Here is a 20,525-nt window from a genome sequence, read left to right on the forward strand (position 1 = left end):
CCTGATGGTCTGGGAACAGGCCGGGATCCGCCGGCCGTATCCCGCACCCACCGGAGGAACCCACGTGATCCGCGCCCTGACCGGATTCTCGACGAGGAGTCCATGGAAGGTGATCGCCTTCTGGGCCGTGCTCGGCGTCGCACTGACCTTCCTGGGCCAGGCTCTGGTCTTCCGCGTCACACAGAGCAGCGCCGGGGACTTCCTGCCCACCTCCTACGACTCGGCCGCCGCGCTGAAGGTCGCCGAGGAGAAGTTCGGGGCGAAGCCCGGCGTCGGCCCGCTGACCGTACTGGTGGCCCGTACGGACGGCGCGCCGTTGCAGGACGCCGACGAACGGCGCATCGACGATGAGGCCGCCGAGCTGGCCCGCCACCGGGTCGTCATGCCCCCGTCCGAGGACGACCTGTTCTTCTCCCCGGACCATTCCCAGGTGCCCCGGGTCAGCCCGGCCATGACGGCCCCCGACCGCAGCTTCCGGCTGCTGTCCGTGGAGCTGACGGGCAACTCCCAGGACCCCCGGGTCCACGACACCTACCGGGCCTTCCGCGAGCACACCCGCGCCGAGTTCGCGCAGGCGGGGCTGCGCACCGGCTTCACCGGCGGGCTCGCCGACGGCGTGGACGCCGCGGACGCCGAGAAGACCCGCTCCACGGTCATCGGCATCGTGATGCTGGGGACGATCGTGCTGCTGCACGTCCTGGTGTTCCGCAGCCTCCTCGCCGCACTGCTGCCGCTGCTCGTCGTCTCGATCGTCGGCGGGGCCGCCACGGGAACGGTGGTCGGGGCCGCCGCGTTGACGGGGATCGGCCTCGACCCCGCGACGCCGCAGCTGATCAACGTCGTCCTGGTCGGCATCGGCATCGACTACTTCCTCTTCCTGCTGTTCCGCTTCCGCGAGCAGCTGCGACGGCGGCCGGACCAGTCCGGCCGCGCCGCCGCGGCCGAGGTCGCCGGACGGGTGGGGACGGCGGTGACCTCGGCGGCGCTGACCATCGTCGCCGCGTTCGCCACCCTCGCCGTCGCCTCCTTCGGACAGTTCCGGGTGCTCGGTCCGGCCGTCGCCGTCTCGGTGCTGGTGATGCTGCTGGGCAGCCTCACCCTGATGCCCGCACTGCTCGCCGTCACGGGGCGCAAGATGTTCTGGCCCTCGCGCTCGCTGGCGCGGGAGCCCCGCGGGGGCGGTTCGGCACGGCTCGGCGACCTGCTGGCCCGGCGCCCCCTGGCGGCGGTACTCGTGTGCGTGGCGCTGCTCGGCGCCCTGACCGCGGGAGTGGCCGGGATCCGGATGGACTACGGGTCGGACGACGGCGGCGCGCGTACGCCCGCCGCGGTCACCGCGTCCGAGATCTCCCGGGCCCTGCCCGCCGGCGTCTCGGACCCGGTCACCGTCTTCGTCACCGCGCCCGACGCGAACACGCTGGCCGCCGGCGGCCTCGGCACCCTGGCCGGAGCGCTGGGGAGGGTGGACGGCGTGGGCCGGGTCGCCCCCGCCGTGCTCAGCGGGGACGGGCTCGCGGCGCGCATCGACGTGTTCCCGAACGCCGGCCCGCACAGCCGGGAGGCCCGCGACCTCGCCTCCGGTCCGGTCCGGGACGCCGTGGCCGCACACCGGCCCGCGGGCACCGAGGCCCATGTGGGCGGGACCTCCGCGGTCTTCGCCGACATCGCGGCGGCGGTCGACAAGGACCTGAAGGTGGTGTTCCCGGTGGCCGCGGTCCTGATCGGGCTGATCCTGGTCCTGCTGCTGCGGAGCCTGCTCGCGCCGCTGGTCCTGCTGCTCGCGGTGGGGCTGGGGTTCGCCGCGACGCTGGGTGCCTCGGCGCTGGTCTTCCAGCACGCGCTGGACGGGCCGGGGGTGGCCTTCACGCTGCCGCTGATCCTGTTCCTGTTCGTGGTCGCGCTGGGCACCGACTACAACATCCTGGTGAGCGACCGGATCCGGGAGGAGATGGAGCGGCCCGGTCCGGCCCGGGCGGCCGTGGCCCGGGCGGTGCGGCACACCGCCCCGGCCGTCGCGACCGCCGGACTGGTGCTGGCCGCCTCCTTCGGCAGCCTCGCCGTGAACCCGGCGCCGGCCACCCAGCAGATCGGTTTCGCGACGGCACTGGGGATCCTGCTCTCCGCGTTCGTCCTGTCGATCGTCCTGGTGCCCGCCTGCGCGATGCTTCTGGGCCGGGCGCTCTGGTGGCCCGCCCGGCCCCGGTCCGAGGGGCCGCGAAAGGACCCGGCGGAGCTGCGGGAGGGCGTCCTGGTCCGCTGAACCGCCTCCGCTGCGGGCGCGGTCAGCGGCGCGCGGGTCCCCGTACGGCTGCGTACGGGGACCCGCGCGGCGCGCGCTCCGGGATCAGGCCGGCCGGTCGATCTCGGGGTGCTCGGCCAGCCAGGCGCGGACGGCCTGCTGCTCCTTGCCCTTGCCGGTCTCCTGGATCTCGGCCTCAAGGCCCGTCAGCTGCTCCTCGGTGAGCTTGAAGGAGCGCAGCCATTCGGCGACCTTCGGTTCGTCCTCGGCGAAGCCCTTGCGGGCCAGGGTGTGGATCCCGTCGCCGGCCCCCCAGACCCCCTTCGGGTCCTCCAGCTTGGTCAGCTCGTACGAGGAGTACGCCCAGTGCGGCGACCACAGCACGGCGACCACGGGCTCCTTCTTGTCGTACGCCCGCTTGAGTTCGGCGAGCATGCCGGGGGTGGAGCCGTCGACGACCTGGTACTCGGCGTCGAGCCCGTACTCCTTGAGGACCTTGTCCTTCAGGATGGCCATGGCTCCGGCGCTCGGCTCGATGCCGATGATCCGGCCCTTGAACCGGCCCGACTTGCCCTTGAGGTCGGCGAGCGAGCGCACGTCCTTCACGTACGAGGGCACGGACAGCTCCAGCGAGGTGGGGCCGTACCAGGAGCCGAGGTCCTCCAGCTTGTTGCCGTACTTCTCCCAGTACTGGGCGTGGGTGACGGGCAGCCAGGCGTCGGTCTGGAAGTCGAGCTGTCCGCCGGCCAGGCCGGTGTAGAGCGCGCCGGCTTCGAGCTGGCGTGCGTCGACCTTGTAACCGCGGCGTTCGAGGAGTTCCTTCCACAGGAAGGTGGAGGCGATGCCCTCGTCCCACGGGATGTAGCCGATGGTCAGGGTGCGGCCCTTGCCGATGTCCGCGGCGCCGGCGGGGCCGTCCTCGCGGGCGGAGCCGCCGAAGGTGTTCAGGCCTCCGGCGACGAGGGCGAGGACCACGGCCCCGGCGATCGCGTAGGCGGGCTGGGGGCGGTGGTTCCACAGCTTGGCCGCGCCGGTCGCGGCGGCCCGCGCCTTGGCCAGCGTGCGCCGGCCGAGCGGGGACACGTGACGGCCGAGCGCTCCGGTCATCCGGTCCAGGTACATGGCGAGGATCACGATGGAGACGCCCGCCTCGAAGCCGAGGCCGATGTCGACGTTGCCGATGGCCTTGTAGACGGCACCGCCGAGTCCGCCGCCCCCGACCATGCCGGCGATGACGACCATGGACAGGCCCAGCATGATGACCTGGTTGACGCCCGCCATGATCGTGGGCAGGGCCAGCGGGAGCTGGACGCGTACGAGGGTGTCGCGCGGGGCGGTGCCGAAGGCCTCGGCGGCTTCGACCAGTTCCCCGTCGACCTGGCGGATGCCGAGCTCGGTCATCCGTACGCCCGGCGGCAGGGAGAAGATGATGGTGGCGATGATGCCGGGCACCACGCCCACCCCGAAGAAGATGATGCCGGGGATCAGGTAGACCATGGCCGGCATGGTCTGCATGAAGTCCAGGACCGGCCGCAGGACCGCGCTGACCCGGTCGGAGCGCGAGGCCCAGATGCCCAGCGGGATCGCGAACACCAGGGTGACCAGGGTGGCGACCAGGACCAGGGACAGGGTGGACATGGCCTCGTCCCACAGGCCCACGGAGTCGACCAGCGCGAATCCGGCGAAGGCGAGCAGGCCCGCCAGCAGGCCGCGCAGCCACCAGGCCGCGACGGCGAGGATGCCCGCGAAGAGCAGCGGGGCGGGGGCGGAGAGGACGGCGTCGATGCCGTCGTAGAGGCCGGTGACGAGCGCGCTGATGGCGTCGAAGAGCCACGACAGGTGGCGCTGGAGGAAGTCGACACCGCTGTCGACCCAGGAGCCGAGGTTCAGGCGGGGCATCAGGCGGCCACCTCCGCGCAGGCCATCGGCGGCCGTTGCTCGTCGCCGATGAAGGCGATGAGGCGGTCCTGGGGCACCGAGCCGACGACGGAGCCGTCCGCGCCGGTGACGGCGACCGGGTGCGGGACGCGGGCGCTGACCGAGCACAACTCCGCGAGCGGGGTGTCGGCCCTGACGGTGGGACAGCCGCAGGCGTCCGCGCCGGTCGGGGCCTCGTCCATGACGGCGTCGGCCGTGAGCACGCGCGAGCGGTCCACGTCCTGGATGAAGGAGGCGACGTAGTCGTCGGCCGGGCGGATGAGGATGTCCTCGGCGGTGCCCTGCTGGACGATGCGGCCGTCGCGCATCACCGCGATGCCGTCTCCGAGGCGCATGGCCTCGTTGAGGTCGTGGGTGATGAAGACGATCGTCTTCTTCAGGCGGCGCTGGAGTTCGAGCAGCTGGTCCTGCATGTCACGGCGGATCAGCGGGTCGAGTGCGCTGAAGGACTCGTCCATCAGCAGCAGCTCCGCGTCGGTGGCCAGGGCGCGGGCCAGGCCGACGCGCTGCTGCATGCCGCCCGACAGTTCGTCGGGCCAGGACTTCTCCCAGCCTTCGAGCCCGCACAGGGCCAGCGCCTCGGCGGCGCGCCGCTCGCGCTCCTCCCGGGGGACGCCCTGGACCGCCAGCCCGTAGGCGGCGTTCTCCAGCACGTTGCGGTGCGGGAAGAGGGCGAAGTGCTGGAAGACCATGCTGATCTTCGTGGACCGTACGCGGCGCAGCTCGCGCGCGCTGAGCGCGGTGAGGTCCTGGCCGTCGAAGAGGATGCGTCCCGCGGTGGGCTCCAGCAGTCCGTTGAGCATGCGCAGCAGCGTGGACTTCCCGGATCCCGACAGACCCATGACGACGAAGATCTGGCCGGGCTCGACGCTGAAGGAGGCGTCGATGACCGCGGCCGTCGTCCCGCCGGCCCGCAGCTCGTCGCGGTCGGCGCCGCTCGCGAGCGCGCGCACCGCCGTGGCGGCGTCGCCGGGTCGTCTTCCGAACACCTTGTACACGTGCTCGGCCTGGAGCGTGGACACATACACCTCGCGGGTCGTACCGATGACGGCACGCGGCGGGCGGGGCCGGCGCGGCCGTGGAGCGGGACGGGGTCGGCCCGCATGCGCCGTGCCCTCCGGCCGAGGGCCGGAGGGCACGGGTCCGCTCCACCGGCGCGGCTGCCCGACATTCGCCCCAGCAAACGGTGAAGTGAGCCAGGTCACGTAGGAGACCCTGCGGGGCGGCGCGTTCGGGGCCCGGGCGGTGCGCGCGTGTGACGAAGCCGGCATCCGCGTACGGGTCGGCCCGGCGGAGGTCCGCCGGGCCGACCCGTACGCGGGGGTGCTGCGCGGGGGTACGGCGCACTGCGCCGGGCGGGGTCGGGCCCGGTCCGGTCCGGTCCGCGTCAGGCCCGGCCGCAGGCGGATCAGGCCGCGTGCGCGGCGCCCGCCGGGGTCTCGGGGTCCTCCAGCATGGAGGCGCGCAGATGGCCCAGGAGGCGGGTGAGGAGCCGGGAGACCTGCATCTGCGAGATGCCGAGCTTCGCGCCGATCTGGGCCTGGGTCAGCTCTTCGCCGAAGCGCATCTGCAGCATGCGGCGCTCGCGGTCGGTGAGCTCCTCCAGCAGCGGCGCCAGGGTCTGGATGTCCTCGACCAGCTCCAGGGCCGGCTCCTCCGCGCCCATGACGTCGGCGAGGGTGTGACCCTCGGCCGAGCCCTCGCCGTGTTCGGCCTGCGGCGCGTCCAGGGAGCCGCTGGTGTGACCGTTGGCGGCGACGAGACCCTCTATGACCTCCTCCTCCGAAAGGCTGAGGTGGGCGGCGAGGTCGGCGACGGTGGGCGACCGGTCGAGGGTGACGGTCAGCTCCTCCTTGGCCTTGGCTATGTCGATACGCAGCTCCTGGAGCCGTCGCGGTACGCGGACCGCCCAGGAGGTGTCGCGGAAGTGCCGCTTGATCTCGCCGGTGATGTACGGCATGGCGAGGGTGGAGAACTCGTTCTCGCGGGCCGGGTCGAAGCGGTCGATGGCCTTGATCAGGCCGATGGTGCCGACCTGGACGATGTCCTCCATGTCGCCGCCTTCGCCGCGGCTGCGGAAGCGGCGTACCGCGTACTGCACGAGTGAGGCGTTCATCTCGATGAGCGTGTTGCGGACGTACTGGTACTCCGGCGTGCCCTCGGTCAGTTCGCGCAGCCGCCGGAAGAAGACCCTCGACAGCTCCCGCGCGTCGGCGGGGGCCACCTCCCGGGGCTCCTCGATCCGCGGCAGGCCCGCTATCCGGGCGGCCTCGTCGCTACGGCGGGGGCACGGGACGGCAGCGACGGCGGGAGCGGCGGAGGCGCTGGAGGTCACGGAGGTACGGGGGGACGGGGCAGGGACCGGCATGGGGTTCGCTCCTTGGGCTGGTCGGCTTGCGGCGCGGGACCTTGACTGCCGTAGATGGTGGACCTCTTCTGCTCGTACGTCAAGAATTACCGGAAATCTGTTTCGCGTCTTGCAACACATGAATCAACTGACGCATCATGAGCCCATGGGGAGTATGTCGCAGCGTCAAAATTGGACATTTCTGACGAATCACGCACGCGTCCTGGTAGCCGTCGCCCGGGACCCGGCCGTGCGGCTCAGGGATGTCGCCGCGGTGTGCGGACTGACGGAACGCACCGTGCAGACGATCGTCACCGACCTGGAGTCGGACGGGTACCTGCGACGCGTCCGCGACGGCCGGCGCAACCGGTACGAGATCTCCCCGGGTGCCATGTTCCGGCATCCCGCGGAGGCGGGCGTCCAAGTGGCCGGGCTGCTGGCCCTGCTGACCGGCGCCATGGCGGACCCGGACGCCCCGCCCCGCCTCCCGGACGCCAGCGCCTCCGGAGCGACGGACCCCCTCGACCTCCCCCCGACCCCGGACCTCGCCACCGGCCAGGGCGGCGTCGGCTGACCGGCGGCCCGGCCCGCCTCCCCTCGGGTCATGGGGCCGGGGCCCCTAGGTCACGCGGAAGCCGGACTCCGCCGGGTCGCGGTGGAAGGTGAGGCGGTCCCAGGTGGGGAAGGACAGGTCGGTGACGGCCAGCAGGCGGCCCGAGGAGTCGTGCAGGGTGCGGCGCACGCTCAGGCCGCAGGTCGGCGAAGGGCCCTGCGGCTGGGTGGCGCGGGTCATGGTGATCGTCTCGGCGAGCCGTCCGTCCGCCGCGGCCCGCTCCAGCCAGCGGTGCAGCGGGCCGAGGTCCTCGTCGCGCACCCGGGCCGCACGGTCGCGGTAGCGGGCCAGTTCGGGGGTGCGCGCGACCACGCCCGGGCTGAGGTAGGTGGCGGCGTGCTGGACGGCGTCCCCCGCCGGGCCGCGCTCGCGCCGGTGGTGGACCAGGGTGCGGTCCCCGCCGCGCATGCCGAGCAGGGCGGCGAGCGAGGGCGGTACGGTGACCAGCGTGAGCCAGCTCTGGGCGGGCGCCGGGGTCGCCGGACGGACCGCCGGCTGAGGGCCGGTGGCCGCGACGGAACCGGCGACGGGGCGGGTGCCCCTGCGGCCGGTCACGACGAGCCCGTCCTCGCGCAGGTGCTGCAAGGCGGCCCGGATCGTCTGCCGGTTGACCTGGTAGCGGGCGGCCAGGCTCCGCTCGGAGGGCAGCCGGCCGCCGGCCGTGTGTGCGGTGCGGTCGAGATCGCGGCGCAGGGCTGCGGCGATCCGCTGGTACTTGGGCATGGCGGCCGGGCCGCCGCCCCGCGAAGGGGAGGGCATGGCTTCTCCTCTGACGGGTGGTCAAGGACTGCGCGGTCTGCCCGACCAACCTAGCATTGGTCTATACCTCTGGGTGAGGGTGCACCGGGATACGGAACCACCTTGGCCGATTCCGCACGCCCCGCCCGCCGGTCCCCGACCCGGACCGATCGGCAGGACGCCCCCCTGGGTCCTGTCGTCGAAGTGGCGCCTGGACCTAGTCCCGCAGGGGATTCGGCAGCGGCAGGTAGCGGGCCGCCGCCCCGTCCGCCCTCGTCCAACGCAGCAGCAGGTTGGCCTTGGCGGGCAGGGAAGAGGCGGCGAGGAGCTCCGCCGTCTCGGGGAGTCCGCGGGCGGCGTCGTAGCGCAGGAACTCCTCGCGCACCGCGGGCCACACGAACGGGGAGACGTCCGGATGCCGTTCGGCCAGGGCTCCCCCGATCTCCATCAGGTGGTTGACGACCAGGCAGTAGACCAGGCGCTGCCAGGCGGCCGGACGGTCCAGGTCCCGCAGGAGCTTGACTCCCTCGGCGTCCCGGAAGAGGGCCTGCACCGGCATGCCCGACGCGTCGAAGGCGACCAGGGTGTTCTGGAGGTGCGCCTCCAGCACCACCCCGTGCCGGGCGAACAGTTCCAGCACCGGCGGCACGACCTGGCGCAGGTACCTGCGCCACCAGCCGGCCGGGTCCGCGGTGCGCGCCAGCGGGCTGCCGGGTTCGCCTTCCGCGAGCGCTGCGGCCAGCAGCGGGGTGGCCCCGGGCAGCACGTGGGCGTGCAGGCCGTCGCGGACCAGGACGGCCAGTTCCTCGAAGGCGAACCCCGCGGTGCGGTAGCCGCGGTCGGCGAGCCAGGCCGCGTCGGAGCCGGTGCGGCGCAGGGCGGCGAAGCCCTCCTCGGCTGCCGCGTCGGTGCGGCGCAGGGTCAGCAGGTCGTGCCGCCACAGCCGGCGCACGTCGTTGGTGATCCGGACGTCGAGGCTGAACTTCACGAACAGGTCGGCGGCCGGGTCGGGCACGTACAGGGTGCGGATCGAGGCCGTCGGCCAGGCGGGCAGCCGGCTCCCGCCGAGCCGCAGCAGCCGCCCGTCGGCGAAGGCCTCACGGACCGCGCGCCGGGCGCCGACGAGTTCGAGCTGCCAGGGGTGGGCGGGCAGCAGCCGGTAGCCGGCGGGCGGGCGCGGACCGTCGAGGGCGTCGGCGAGCGAGTCGATCGCCGTGGCGGCGGACGGGCCGCCCTCCTCGGCGACCTGGTCCTCCCGCAGGGCGAGGAAGACCAGCGGGAACCGGGCGTAGGCCTCCGGTGCGTACGGCAGCCAGCTCGCGGCCGGCGCTCCGCCCCGGGCCTTGGGGGCGGGGTGGTGCGGATGGCCCATCACCAGCGACTGTTCGGAGAGGAGGTACGGGTCCCGCGGGGGCGCCGCCTGGGCCCGGGCCGCCAGCAGCGCGGCGACGGTTGCGCGGCTGTCGGCCATGTCGACCGGGAGTTCGTCGTTGGACACACCGGTGTACCGGCGCAGCTCGCCGGAGGTGAGTTCGACCAGTTCGCTGTGGCTGAGCGGATGCCATCCGTCCGCCCTCCGCAGCTCCGGACGTGCGGGGCGCCGACCGCCCCGCACCCGGAGCAGCCGGCCGCTGCCGCGCAGCCGGTGGGTGCCCTCACCGTGTTCCGCAGCCGGCTCCGCGACCTCTCTGAGCAGGCAGTTCAGCAGCGGGGTCAGGGCGTGTGCGTCTGCGGCGGTGTTGAGGTCCACTGATTCCAATCGGTCCGTCCCGTGCGCCGGAGATTCGCGGCGTATCACCGGCCGTGATCATCAGTATCCGCGATGATGGCGTGATCATCGCTTCGTGGCGGCGTACCCGCCTCCCTCCGCCCGTACCCCGAGAGGAGCAGGACCCTGGACCGCAGCAGGTACCCGAGTGCCGACGCGACCGCCTCCCCGGCCGAGGAGACCGTCGCCGCCGGGCTGGCCTCCGTACGCCCCGCCCTCGCCCCCGCGTACGCGGCGGAGCTGGGCGGCGCCCGGGCTGCCGTACTGACCCGGCTGTGGCGGGCGTTGGCCTTCGAGCCCCTGCCCTGGGTGGTGCGCCGGGAACGCGGGGCCGGAGGCCTGCTGCTCACTCTGGCCGGGGGCAAACAGCTGGAGGGGCCGCTTCCGGATCCGTACGCGACCCGGGCGTACGTCGGCGAGCTGTGGCTCGACGGTACGGCGTACCGGCAGGCCGCACGGCTGGTGACGGCGCTGGACGTGCCGTACGGGAAGGAGTTCGCCGCCGAGCTGGACGACAGCACGGCTTCGCTGGCGCTCTCCCGGGCCGGCCGCCGGCCCGACGCCGGGGAAGGCGACCGGGAGGAGGCCGCGCAGCCGCTCTGGGCGTGGGAGCAGCGGGTGGTGGACGGGCATCCGTACCATCCCAACTGCCGTTCCCGGCCCGGCTTCTCGGTGGCCGAGCAGCTCGCCTACGCGCCCGAGCACCGGGCGGTGGTGGAGCTCGGGCTGGTCGCCGTACCGGCCGGGGAGTGCGTGGTGACCGGTGACTGGCCGTCGCGGCTGCGGGACGGGGGGCGGCTGTTGATCCCGGTGCATCCGTGGCAGGCGGCGCACGTGCTCGCCCACGCCCGGGTCCGGCCCGGTTTCCCGGCGCACCCCCTGATGTCCCTGCGCACCCTCGCACCCGCGGCGGAGGCTGCCGGTGGGGACGACGGTCCGGGTGCGAGGGGCCGGACCGGCGGGGCTCATGTGAAGACCTCGCTGAGCACGCGGCTGACCTCCTCCGTACGGGACATCTCCGTCTACTCCGTCGAGACGGCGGCGGCCGTCTCCGCCTTCGCCGAGACCCTGTCCGCGCGGCTCGACGGCCTGCTGCACGTCACCCGGACCCTGGGCGCGGCGAGTGCGCACAGCCCGGACCTGGCGGCCGTGCTGCGGGAGCCGCCCGAGGTGTACGCGGACGCCGCCGCCGGGGAGCGGGTGCTGCCGGTGGCGGCGCTCGCCTCCTTCCCTCCGGCCCGTTCGGCCGCCTGGCAGGCCGCCTTCGCCCGCCTGGCGCTCTCGGTGTGCCTGCGTGCGCTGGAGTTCGGGGTGGCTCTGGAGGCCCACGGGCAGAACCTCCTGGTGGTCGTCGACTCCGGCGGCGCGCCGGTCCGGCTCGTATACCGCGACCTGGCGGACATCCGCATCAGCCCGGCCCGCCTGCTGCGGCACGGTCTGCCGGTGCCGCCCCTGTCGGGCAGGCTGATCACCGATGACGTCGGCGCCCTGCGCCGCAAGCTGTTCGGGTCGCTGGTCACGGGGGCGCTCGGCGCCACCGCCGGCTCGGCCGGCGCCTTCGCGGCACTCCTCGCCGAGGCGACGGGCCTCTCCCCCACCGCCGACACCGAGGCCCTGCTGACCGCTCCCCTGCCCACCAAGGCGCTCACCCTGATGCGGCTGAGTCCGGGCGTCCCCGGCGATCAGTGGGCGGAGCTTCCCCATCCGCTGACCGGGGGGTGAGACGTGACGCCCGGCGGGCTACTGTCCAGGGGCATGACAGAGACCTCGCGCCTGACCGCCGTACGGGCGTCCTACGACGCCGTCGCCGTCGACTACGCCCGGCTGCTCGGGCCGACTCTCGCGGAAGGACCCCTGGACCGGGCCGTGATCGCCGCGTTCGCCGAGCACGTGTGCGCGGCGGAGGGCGGCGGCGGCCGGGCGGTCGCCGACCTGGGCTGCGGCCCGGGACGGGTGACGGCGCATCTCGACGGGCTCGGGGTACGGGCCTTCGGAGTCGACCTGTCCCCGGCGATGGTGGCGGTGGCCCGCCGGAGCTATCCGGGGCTGCGGTTCGAGGTGGGCTCGATGGCCGCGCTGGACATCGCGGACGAGGTGCTCGGCGGGGTCCTGGCCTGGTACTCCACGGTGCACACCCCGCCTTCTGAACTCCCGGCGGTGTTCGAGGAGTTCGCCCGGGTGCTGGCGCCGGGCGGGTACGCGCTGGTCGCGTTCGAGGCGGGCGAGGAGCAGATCCGCCTGGAGCACGCGTACGGCCATGCGGTCGACCTGGACGTGTACGCGACGCCGCCGGGCCTGATGGCCTCGCTGCTGGCCGCCGCGGGGCTCGCCGAGGTGGCCCGTGTGGTGCGGCAGCCCGGGGAGGACGAGGCGTCCCCGCAGGGTTTCCTGCTGGCCCGCAAGGCCTGAGCCGGGCCGGCCGCGCCGCCACCCCACCACCCGCCGCCCCACCGGGCGACGACCAGCCAGGACCGGCTGCCCGTCCACGACCAGCTGGTGGACGGGTCCGGCCGTACGCAGCGCGGCGCAACAGGGGTACGGGCCGGCGTCGAATCCGCCGGTGCGCGTGCTGAGGTCCGCGATCGGCATGGGGAACCCTACGGGCGGCCACCTCCCGGACCGGTCTGCTTTTCGTACCAGCCGAATCGATTCCTCCGTGGGCCGTTCGGGGGGCAGCCCGGTGTGTGTGGGCCCGCCTTCCCGGCGATCGGCCCGGGCGGTGGCAGGAAGGAGGCATGAGCCTCCATCGCCGCCAGGTCCTGGGGAGCGCGGCCGCGGCCGTGCTCGCCACCGTCGGTGCGGCGGCCCGGGGCCCGGACTTCGGCGCGCTCGCCCGCGGGATCGACGGGCGGGTGGTGCTCCCCGGCGACCGGGACTACCCCGAGGCCAGGCAGCTGTTCCAGCCCCGCTACGACGCGGTCGCGCCGGGCGCGGTGGCCTATCCGGCGCACGCGGGCGACGTGGCCGTCTGCCTGGACTTCGCCCGCCGCTCCGGCGCCGCTGTGGTCCCGCGCGGCGGCGGGCACAGCTACGCAGGCTGGTCCACCCGCGCCGCGGGCCTGGTCCTGGACACCGGGGCCATGGCGTCGGTCGGGGTCGAGGGGTCCGGCGTACGGATCGGGTCGGGCGCCCGGCTGGGGGACGTCAACGCCGTGCTCGCGGAGCGCGGCCTGGGCATCCCGACCGGGCTGTGTCCTTCGGTGGGCATCGCCGGACTCACCCTCGGCGGTGGCCTGGGCCTGGCCGCGCGGGCGTACGGCACCACCGCCGACCGGCTCACGGGGGCCCGGGTGGTCACGCCCGACGGGGCCGTCCGCGAGGTCTCCGCCGGGACGGACCCGAGGCTCTACTGGGCCCTGCGCGGCGGCGGGGGCGGCAACTTCGGGGTGGTCACCGAGTTCCGCTTCGCCACGCACCCGGCCGGCGACTGCGCCTTCGCGGAACTCCACTGGCCCGCCGGCGACTCCGCGGCGGTGCTGCGCGGATGGCAGCGCTGGCTGGCCCGGCTCCCGGACCCGTTCTGGAGCCAGGTGGAGTTCGTCGTGGGAGCCGGCACCAGGACCGGCGCCGCGGCCGTGCCCGCCCCCGCGGTCCGCGTGGTGTGCCTCGACGGACGCCGTGAGCTGGACGCCCAGCTCACCCGGCTGTCCGACCTGGTCGGCGGGCAGCCCCGGGACAGCTGGACCGCCGTCCGCGGGTACGGGGACACGGTCCGTGCCATGGCGGGCTGCCTGGAGTGGAGCGCCGCGCAGTGCCGCCTGCCGGGCACCCTCCCCGGCAGGGATCCGCGGGGGCGGCTGGGCAGGGACTCGTACGCCGCCCGCTCCGACTTCTGGGGCGGGGCCGGGCTGCCGGACGCGGCGGTCGCCGTCGTGCTCGACGCCGTCCGCCGCTACCCGTCGTCCGTGCCGCCCGGCGGGCGGGGCGTGGTGCAGTTCGACGGGGTCTGCGGCGGCGCCGTCAACCGCGTGCCCGCCACCGCCACCGCCTTCGCGCACCGCGACAGCTCCTTCCTCGCCCAGTACCTCGTCTCCTGGCCCGGATCGGCGCCGGCTCCGGAGGCGGCCCGGCACCAGGACTGGCTCGACGGGCTCTGGCGGGACCTGCGGCCCTGGGCGGGCGGCAGCGCCTACCAGAACTACGCCGATCCGAAGCTCGCCGGCTGGCGCGAGGCCTACTACGGGCGGAACCTCCCGCGCCTGGAGGAGGTCCGGCGCACCTACGACCCCGGCCGGCTGTTCCGCTTCCCCCAGGCCGTCTAGACCGTCCGCGCTCCGCTCAGGCCGTACCTGCCGTCCACACCACCCACGCCGTCCGATTTGCCCACATCTGAACGATTCGCTGACCCGTCCTGTCCGTCGATGTCTTTTCATGCCGTCCACGGGGGCGCCCGTCCCCCCGCTACCGCCACGAGGAGCCCCGCATGCTACGTACGTTGACGATGGCCGCGGCGACCGCAGCGCTGCTGCTGGCCGGGGGGCCGCTGCCCGTCGCCGAGGCCGGGCCGGCGGCCCCGTCGGCGGTCGCCCCCTGGTCCGCCCGCGATGCGGCGGCCTTCTGGACGCCCGAGCGGATGGCCGCAGCCGTGCTCCTGCCGCCGGACGCGGCGCTGCCCGCCCCGGCCGGCCCGGCGCAGCCGCAGGCCTCGACCCCGGGTACCTCCGCGGCCGTGACCCCGCCGGCCCCGCCGCACCCCGTAGGCGGCCCCGCGCCCGCGCCGGTGCCCGCGCCGGCCGGGACCGCGGTCCGTGCCCCCGTCCCGGCCCGGCTGCCGGTCGCGGGCCCGGGCGTGGGGCAGGACTTCGGCGGCATCCCGGTCGTCGGCCGGATGTTCGTCATGAAGGGCGCCGGCGCGTACTTCTGCACCGCGAGCGTGGTCTCCTCCCCCCGCCGCAACCTGGTGCTCAGCGCCGGGCACTGCCTGCTCGGCTCCGACGCCCGCCAAGTGGCCTTCGTCCCGCGGTACACGCGGGCGAAGCCGCGGCCGTACGGTCTGTTCCCGGTCCTGCGCAACAGCGCCGGCCGGGCGAAGGTGTGGATCGACCCGCGCTACGTGTCCCGGGGCGCCGACCGGGCCGCCACCCTCGACGTGGCGTTCGCCCAGGTCGGGCCGAACGCGGCCGGCTCCCCGGTGGAGGCGGTGGTCGGCGGGAACCGCCTGGTCACCGGAGCCGCGTACGCCCACGCCAGGGTCACGCTGATCGGGCATCCGTCGTCCGCCGCCCGTCCGCGCGTGTGCGTCAACCGGACCACCAGGTTCACCAGCACCGACCCGAAGATCCCCGGCTCCTTCCTGCGCATCCACTGCACCGGCTACCCCGGTGGGACGAGCGGCGGGCCGTTCCTGACCCGCTACGACGCGCGGACCGGTACCGGTGACGTGATCGGCGTGATCGGCGGCTGGAAGACCGGCGGGGACACGGCCGACACCTCGTACAGCTCCTACTTCGGCGCCGACGTCAGGAAGTTGTACGAGAAGGCGGTTGCCGGGGCAAGGACGGGGTGAGGACCCGCACCCAGCGGGTCCGGCGCGGGTTCCCCACCGTGCGCGGGGTCGCCGGTAGCCCTTCCGCGGTCAGCCGGTCGGCGGGCGGGAGGCCCAGCTGGCGGCGCAGGTCGGCCAGGGCGGCGTGGACGGGTGCGAGGACGACCTCGGCGCGCGGGTGGGTGTGCGCGAGGGCGTGCGCGGTGGTCTCGATCGCCTCGGCGGCGTCCTCGGCGGCGGTCCGGCTCCACCCGCCGGGCGCCGAGCCGCCCCAGGGGGCGACGGCGTCGTAGAGGTGGCAGGCGGCATCGGCGACGGCGTCGGCGCGTTCCCCGACACCGGGCGCCGCGAGGGTCGGCATCTCCATGCACCGTCAACGAGCGGGGCCCGCCGGGGGAACGAGCCGCCGCCCGCCGTCCGGGGCGGAGGTCCGGGGGGTCAGCGGATCCGGCGCGCCGCGGCGTGTGCCGCGGCCGTGGCCACGGCGGCCAGTGCCAGGCCCTGGACGGCATCGCGCGGACGGGTGGGCCGCAGCACTCCGGCCCGCCGCAGCCGGCCCCGGGCCCAGAGGGTGAAGGGGACGACGACGAGCGGTGAGGTCACCGCGCCCGGGGTGTATCCGCGAGTGGCGGCGGCCTGTCCGAGGTGGACGAGGCCGTGCAGGCCGAAACCGGTCAGGGCGCTCTGGTAGAAGGCGGAGCGGCCTCCGGTGCGGTGTCCGTCGGCGGAGGCGGCGGCCACCACGAGGCCCATGAGGCCCACCGCGGTGGCGAACGCGCGGCCGTCGACGGATTCCATCGGCCGCCAGAGCCGGTCGGGGACGCCCGGGTGGCGCTCGCGCAGGACGGGGACCCGGGTACGGGACCAGCGGGGCATCGTCGCGACCTCCTCCAGGTCGTGCACGGCCCAGGCGGCCAGCAGCCCGAGGGTGACGCAGGCGAAGGGGACGGTGGAGGGCTTCGGTTCGCTCATGGCATCGCAATCTGCAGCCAGAGGGGCAGCAACAGCAGGGAGACGAGTGACGTCTTGATGACGACGGAGGCGGACAGGTCGACGCCCACGTCGTAGCGCTGGGCGAAGATGAACAGGTTCTGCGGGGTCGGCATGGCCGCGATCAGGACGAGGTGGGCCAGCCACTCCCCGCGGACCCCGAACACGGCCCCGCACACGACCCAGGTCAGCAGCGGGAAGGCCAGGCACTTGCAGGCGATGAGGGCCATCTCCTCGCGGCTGGTGCCCCGCAGACCGGGACCGAGGCCGCCGAGGTGGAGGCCGAGCGAGAACAGGGCCACCGGGGAGGCGCTGTCACCGATGAAGGCGGCCCCGTCCAGCACCACGGCCGGGACGTGCACCGAGAGCAGGTTGAGCAGGATCCCCGCGTTGCAGGCGAGGACCAGCGGCGTGGTGAGGGAGGCGCCGAGGGCGCGGGACAGCTGCCGCCCCCGGCTCCCCGCGGCCGGTCCCGCGCGGCCCAGTTCCATGAGGGAGATGACGACCAGGGAGAGCACGCACACCTGGAAGAGCAGGATCGGGAAGATCGGCGCCGCCGTGCCGAACACGGTGATGAAGACGGGGACGGCGAAGTAGGCGGTGTTCACCTGGACCCCCGCCATCACGCGCAGGGCCACCTCGCGGGGCTCCCGCAGCCCGTGGGCGACGGCCGCCGCGGCGACCGCGGCCACCGCGAGGGCGGCCGACGCGGCGTAGCCGCCGATGGCCTGCCAGTCGAAGAGGGCCGCGAGATCGCTGGCGTAGATGTTGCCGAAGAGGTAGCAGGGGACGGCGAAGAGGAAGGCGTAGTCGGCGAAGACCTTGGACGCCTCGGCCGGAATGATCTTGCGCCGGGCAAGCAGCACCCCGCCCCCGAAAGCGAGCAGCACCGGTACCAGCTTTTCGAGCGCGGCTGCGCCACCCATGACCTGATCCCCCATGATCGACCGACGAGCAGCCTATCCCCGCCCCGCTCCGGCCCCCGGACCCATAGGCTGGCCGATCATGAGCGACCAACCCCGTGCGCGGCGGCTCGGCCGGACCCGCGCGAAAGCCCGCTCCGGATCCGGCACGGCCCGCGTGGCCGGTGCGTCGGCGCAGCTGGCCGTGGTCGCGCGCACCCCGGCCCGGGCGGCGCAGCCCCTGTTCGCCGAGGCTCCCCGGGCCTGGCAGCGGATGCTGCCGTTCGTCGTGCTCGGCGTCTTCGTGGTGACGCTGCTGCCGGTGACCATCGCGGTCCTCACCAACGACTACAAGGCGGGCGGCGGCTGGGCCGGCGCGCTCGGCGTGGCGCAGACCGTGCCGCTGCTCCTCGCCGCGACCCGGCCGCTGGCCGCCTGGGGCATGGTGCTGCTCGCCGACACCCTCGGCGCGGTACTGCTGATCCGCGCGGACGCGGTGGCCGGGCACGCCTGGCCCTGGACACCGATGGTCATCGTCGGCTACCTGGCGCTGATGGCCTGCCTCGGGCTGCGCGAGTCGGTGCGGACCCTGGTCGGGGTGTGGCTGGCGACCGGCGCGGTCGGGGCGGTGCTGGGCTTCTTCCAGCCGCAGGGCTCCTTGAACACGGCCGCACTGTTCTTCGTCCTCGCGGGGGTCGTACTGGCGCTGACCGGGGCGCTGCGCGGGCTGGGCGACGCGCAGCAGCGGATCGCCGAGCAGGAGGGCATCAGCGAGGCGGAGCGGTCCCGGCGCACCCTGTTGGAGGAACGGGCCCGGATCGCACGCGAGTTGCACGACGTGGTGGCCCACCACATGTCGGTGATCACCGTGCAGGCCGATTCCGCTCCGTACCGGCTGCCCGGCATGGCAGAGCCGGTGCGGGAGGAGTTCGAGGCGATCGCGGCCAGTGCGCGGGAGTCGCTCGGCGAGATGCGGCGGCTGCTGACGGTCCTGCGCGGCGACGGGGCGAACGGCGGGACGGGCGCCGACGGACAACGGTCCCCGCAGCCGGGCATCGGCCGGCTGCAGCAGCTGGTGGAGGCGACCGTACGGGCCGGGCAGCCGGTGGAGCTGTCGCTCGCGGCGGCGGCGGAAGGCGCGGCGCCGCCCGCCGTGGACCTGTCCGCCTACCGGATCGTGCAGGAGGCCCTCGCCAACGTGGTGCGGCACGCCCCGGGGGCGCCCACCCGGGTCTCGGTGACCGTGGACGAGGACGAGGTCCTGGTCCTCGTGGTCAACGGCCCCGCCCGGGGCGCCGTGATGCCGCTGGAGGTCTCGGGGACGGGCCACGGCCTGGTGGGGATGCGCGAGCGCGTACGGTTGACCGGGGGGACCCTCGACACCGGCCCGCTGCCCGACGGCGGCTTCCGGGTCGCCGCCCGCCTTCCGCTGAACGACCCGACCGAGGAAGCCAGTTGACCATTCGCGTGATCATCGTCGACGACCAGGCCATGGTGCGGGCGGGGTTCGCCGCACTGCTGTCGGCCCAGGCCGACATCGATGTGGTGGGCGAGGCGCCCGACGGGCGGCAGGGCGTGCAGGTGGCACGTTCCACGCATCCCGACGTGGTGCTGATGGACGTGCGGATGCCGGAGATGGACGGGCTGACGGCGGCCCGGGAGATCCTCGACCCGCCGCCCGGGGTCGTGCGCCGGCCGAAGGTGCTGATGCTGACCACCTTCGACATCGACGACTACGTGTACGAGGCGCTGCGCGCGGGCGCCTCCGGTTTCCTCCTCAAGGACGCCCCGCCCGCCGATCTGATCGCGGCGGTACGGGTGGTCGCCTCGGGCGAGGCGCTGCTGGCGCCGTCGGTGACCCGGCGGCTGATCGCCGATTTCGTCCAGCAGCGACCCGCGCCGCGCAAGGATCCCGCGCTGCGGCTGAAGGGGCTCACGCCGCGCGAGACCGAGGTGCTGGAACTCATCGCGCGCGGGCTGTCGAACCAGGAGATCGCCGCCCATCTGGTGCTGGCCGAGCAGACGGTCAAGACCCACATCGGGCGGGTCCTGGCCAAGCTGGACCTGCGGGACCGGGCCCAGGCGGTGATCTTCGCGTACGAGGCGGGGCTGGTGCGGCCGGGCGACAGCGCCTGAACTCCCGGGCCGCGCCCCTCCGGTGACCGCGCCGCACCGTCAGCCGAGGTCCACTCCCCGGGAGCGCAGGTACGCAACCGGGGCGATGTCGGAGCCGTGGTCCGGGGCGGTGCGGATCTCGAAGTGGAGGTGTGGGCCACTGGAGTTGCCCGTGCTGGCCGCGCGGCCGACGCGCCGGCCTGCGTCGACGCGCTGCTCGGACCTCACGGAGATGGTGCTCAGGTGCGCGTACCGGCTGTAGAGGCCGTCGGCGTGCCGGAGCAGGACCTGGTATCCGTAGGCCCCGCCCCAGCCCGGCCGAGACCACGGTCCCCGCGGCAACGGCCCGGACGGTCGTGCCGGAGGGCACGGGGGGAGTCGACGCCCCTGTGACGGCCCATGGGCCACCGCGCTCCGACCGCCCCGTACGGCGCCCCGGGCGCGGCGTCCACCGGCGCACCCCAGCGCGGCCCCTCGCCGTCCGGAGCGGAGGCCGAGCCGTCGCGCGCCAGGCGCGTCAGGACGTCCTTGGCCTCGTCCACCGAGGGGCGTCCACCCGGCTCCTCGGCCAGCAGCCGCGAGGCCAGCTCCTCCAGCGCGGGCGGCACGGCCGGACGGACCGATGGCAGCAGCGGGGCCTCCTGCGTCAGATGGCGGTGCCCCAGCTCCTTCGGACCGGGCCCCCGGAAGGGCGGACGAGCCGTGAACAGCGCGTACAGCAAGCAGCCCAGGGCGTAGAGGTCGGCGCGCGCGCCGGCCCGGTCGCGGCGCCACTGCTCCGGAGCGGTGAAGAGGCCCCAGCCGCCGATGTCGCCGGGGCCCGGTCCCGCGCCCGTGGTCCCGAAGTCGCACACCGCGACCAGTCCGCTCCGCCGGCGGAGGACGTTGCGCCACGTCAGCCCCAGGTGCGCGACGGAGTCCCCGTGCGCCGCCCCGAGGGCGTCCGCGAGCCTCCGCGACAGCGGGAGCGCCTCGCCCAGCGGCAGGCCGCCGGTCGACCGGGCGAGAACGCCGTGGAGATCGTCGCCGTCCACGGGCTCCCCCACGGTGAAGGCCCGTTCGCCGTCCCGGTCCGTCGCGCGGACGACGGCGAGTCCCGGATGCCGTACGCGGGCGCCGACCGTGGCATCCCGGTCGAACCGGGCCCAGACCTCTCCGAACCCGCCCCGGCCCAGCAGTTCGACCAGCTGGTAGCGCCCGCTGAACAGTTCTCCGGACTCCAACGCCCCCCAGGTCACCGTCCCCCGTCCGGCGCTTGCGGCCGCAACTCCCTGATGATGGCAGGCTTCTGGGCCGTCCGTCCCCGGGTCCGCAGCGGCCGCGGGCGGGCCGGGCGCCGACGTTCCGTCTCCTCCACCCCCTACCGGGGTATGACCTCCGACTTGGCTCC

Annotated in this window: 18 protein-coding genes; 8 read left to right on the forward strand and 10 right to left on the reverse strand. The window is 74.5% G+C overall.

The window, feature by feature from the left end; translation table 11 throughout:
* Nucleotides 1–64: 64 nt before the first annotated feature.
* On the forward strand, nucleotides 65–2,260 hold the full coding sequence (locus ACFWUZ_RS08380; protein ID WP_384369129.1) for an MMPL family transporter: 2,196 nt from the start codon (nucleotides 65–67) through the stop codon (nucleotides 2,258–2,260).
* A gap of 84 nt (nucleotides 2,261–2,344) precedes the next feature.
* On the opposite strand, the gene ACFWUZ_RS08385 is transcribed toward ACFWUZ_RS08380, so the two are convergent.
* The 3 genes from ACFWUZ_RS08385 to ACFWUZ_RS08395 form a co-directional block, all read right to left on the reverse strand.
* The gene (locus ACFWUZ_RS08385; RefSeq protein ID WP_384369132.1) at nucleotides 2,345–4,138 is read right to left on the reverse strand and encodes an ABC transporter permease/substrate binding protein; all 1,794 of its coding nucleotides are present in this window, start codon (nucleotides 4,136–4,138) and stop codon (nucleotides 2,345–2,347) included.
* Complete coding sequence (locus ACFWUZ_RS08390; RefSeq protein WP_384369677.1) at nucleotides 4,138–5,199, reverse strand: glycine betaine/L-proline ABC transporter ATP-binding protein; 1,062 nt, start codon at nucleotides 5,197–5,199, stop codon at nucleotides 4,138–4,140. The genes ACFWUZ_RS08385 and ACFWUZ_RS08390 overlap by 1 nt, the downstream gene beginning before the upstream one ends.
* A 386-nt stretch (nucleotides 5,200–5,585) precedes the next feature.
* The gene (locus ACFWUZ_RS08395; RefSeq protein WP_384369135.1) at nucleotides 5,586–6,545 is read right to left on the reverse strand and encodes a SigB/SigF/SigG family RNA polymerase sigma factor; all 960 of its coding nucleotides are present in this window, start codon (nucleotides 6,543–6,545) and stop codon (nucleotides 5,586–5,588) included.
* A 229-nt stretch (nucleotides 6,546–6,774) separates the two neighbouring features.
* Here ACFWUZ_RS08395 and ACFWUZ_RS08400 point away from each other — a divergent pair, with 229 nt between their 5' ends.
* The gene (locus ACFWUZ_RS08400; RefSeq protein ID WP_384369138.1) at nucleotides 6,775–7,098 is read left to right on the forward strand and encodes an AsnC family transcriptional regulator; all 324 of its coding nucleotides are present in this window, start codon (nucleotides 6,775–6,777) and stop codon (nucleotides 7,096–7,098) included.
* A 45-nt stretch (nucleotides 7,099–7,143) separates the two neighbouring features.
* Here the strand turns inward: ACFWUZ_RS08400 and ACFWUZ_RS08405 are convergent, their stop codons facing one another.
* Together ACFWUZ_RS08405 and ACFWUZ_RS08410 are read right to left on the reverse strand one after the other, a co-directional pair.
* Nucleotides 7,144–7,896: a GntR family transcriptional regulator gene (locus ACFWUZ_RS08405; protein ID WP_384369141.1), complete on the reverse strand. Its 753-nt coding sequence runs from the start codon at nucleotides 7,894–7,896 to the stop codon at nucleotides 7,144–7,146.
* Between the two features lie 196 nt (nucleotides 7,897–8,092).
* Nucleotides 8,093–9,625 (reverse strand): IucA/IucC family protein, encoded by a 1,533-nt coding sequence (locus ACFWUZ_RS08410; protein WP_384369144.1) that lies wholly within the window; start codon nucleotides 9,623–9,625, stop codon nucleotides 8,093–8,095.
* 144 nt (nucleotides 9,626–9,769) lie between these two features.
* Between ACFWUZ_RS08410 and ACFWUZ_RS08415 the strand changes: the two genes are divergently transcribed.
* The 4 genes from ACFWUZ_RS08415 (at nucleotide 9,770) to ACFWUZ_RS08430 (ending at nucleotide 15,149) form a co-directional block, all read left to right on the forward strand.
* Nucleotides 9,770–11,365 carry an IucA/IucC family protein gene (locus ACFWUZ_RS08415; RefSeq protein WP_384369680.1) on the forward strand — a complete coding sequence of 532 codons (1,596 nt, stop codon included), beginning with the start codon at nucleotides 9,770–9,772 and terminating at the stop codon, nucleotides 11,363–11,365.
* 33 nt (nucleotides 11,366–11,398) lie between these two features.
* Nucleotides 11,399–12,052 (forward strand): class I SAM-dependent methyltransferase, encoded by a 654-nt coding sequence (locus ACFWUZ_RS08420; RefSeq protein ID WP_384369147.1) that lies wholly within the window; start codon nucleotides 11,399–11,401, stop codon nucleotides 12,050–12,052.
* Between the two features lie 326 nt (nucleotides 12,053–12,378).
* Nucleotides 12,379–13,905 (forward strand): FAD-binding oxidoreductase, encoded by a 1,527-nt coding sequence (locus tag ACFWUZ_RS08425; RefSeq protein WP_384369150.1) that lies wholly within the window; start codon nucleotides 12,379–12,381, stop codon nucleotides 13,903–13,905.
* A gap of 161 nt (nucleotides 13,906–14,066) precedes the next feature.
* Nucleotides 14,067–15,149, forward strand: coding sequence for a hypothetical protein (locus tag ACFWUZ_RS08430; protein ID WP_384369153.1), 1,083 nt, complete (start codon nucleotides 14,067–14,069; stop codon nucleotides 15,147–15,149).
* On the opposite strand, the gene ACFWUZ_RS08435 is transcribed toward ACFWUZ_RS08430, so the two are convergent.
* From ACFWUZ_RS08435 to ACFWUZ_RS08445, 3 genes are all read right to left on the reverse strand, one after another.
* Nucleotides 15,103–15,495, reverse strand: a complete 393-nt coding sequence (locus tag ACFWUZ_RS08435; protein WP_384369156.1) for a hypothetical protein — start codon at nucleotides 15,493–15,495, stop codon at nucleotides 15,103–15,105. The genes ACFWUZ_RS08430 and ACFWUZ_RS08435 overlap by 47 nt on opposite strands.
* A gap of 71 nt (nucleotides 15,496–15,566) precedes the next feature.
* Nucleotides 15,567–16,100, reverse strand: coding sequence for an HXXEE domain-containing protein (locus ACFWUZ_RS08440; RefSeq protein WP_384369159.1), 534 nt, complete (start codon nucleotides 16,098–16,100; stop codon nucleotides 15,567–15,569).
* Complete coding sequence (locus ACFWUZ_RS08445) at nucleotides 16,097–17,044, reverse strand: AEC family transporter (protein WP_384369162.1); 948 nt, start codon at nucleotides 17,042–17,044, stop codon at nucleotides 16,097–16,099. Before ACFWUZ_RS08445 ends, ACFWUZ_RS08440 begins: the two co-directional genes overlap by 4 nt.
* A 79-nt stretch (nucleotides 17,045–17,123) precedes the next feature.
* Between ACFWUZ_RS08445 and ACFWUZ_RS08450 the strand changes: the two genes are divergently transcribed.
* Entirely contained in the window at nucleotides 17,124–18,479 is a 1,356-nt protein-coding gene (locus ACFWUZ_RS08450; RefSeq protein WP_384369165.1) for a sensor histidine kinase, read from the forward strand.
* Nucleotides 18,476–19,156: a response regulator gene (locus ACFWUZ_RS08455; RefSeq protein WP_384369168.1), complete on the forward strand. Its 681-nt coding sequence runs from the start codon at nucleotides 18,476–18,478 to the stop codon at nucleotides 19,154–19,156. Before ACFWUZ_RS08450 ends, ACFWUZ_RS08455 begins: the two co-directional genes overlap by 4 nt.
* Before the next feature lie 39 nt (nucleotides 19,157–19,195).
* On the opposite strand, the gene ACFWUZ_RS08460 is transcribed toward ACFWUZ_RS08455, so the two are convergent.
* Together ACFWUZ_RS08460 and ACFWUZ_RS08465 are read right to left on the reverse strand one after the other, a co-directional pair.
* Nucleotides 19,196–19,477 carry a M23 family metallopeptidase gene (locus tag ACFWUZ_RS08460; protein ID WP_384369171.1) on the reverse strand — a complete coding sequence of 94 codons (282 nt, stop codon included), beginning with the start codon at nucleotides 19,475–19,477 and terminating at the stop codon, nucleotides 19,196–19,198.
* Nucleotides 19,375–20,358, reverse strand: coding sequence for a protein kinase (locus tag ACFWUZ_RS08465; protein WP_384369174.1), 984 nt, complete (start codon nucleotides 20,356–20,358; stop codon nucleotides 19,375–19,377). Before ACFWUZ_RS08465 ends, ACFWUZ_RS08460 begins: the two co-directional genes overlap by 103 nt.
* Between the last annotated feature and the right edge of the window lie 167 nt (nucleotides 20,359–20,525).

Origin of the sequence: Streptomyces sp. NPDC058646 (genome assembly GCF_042716875.1) — a bacterium.
Taxonomy (GTDB): Bacteria; Actinomycetota; Actinomycetes; order Streptomycetales; family Streptomycetaceae; genus Streptomyces.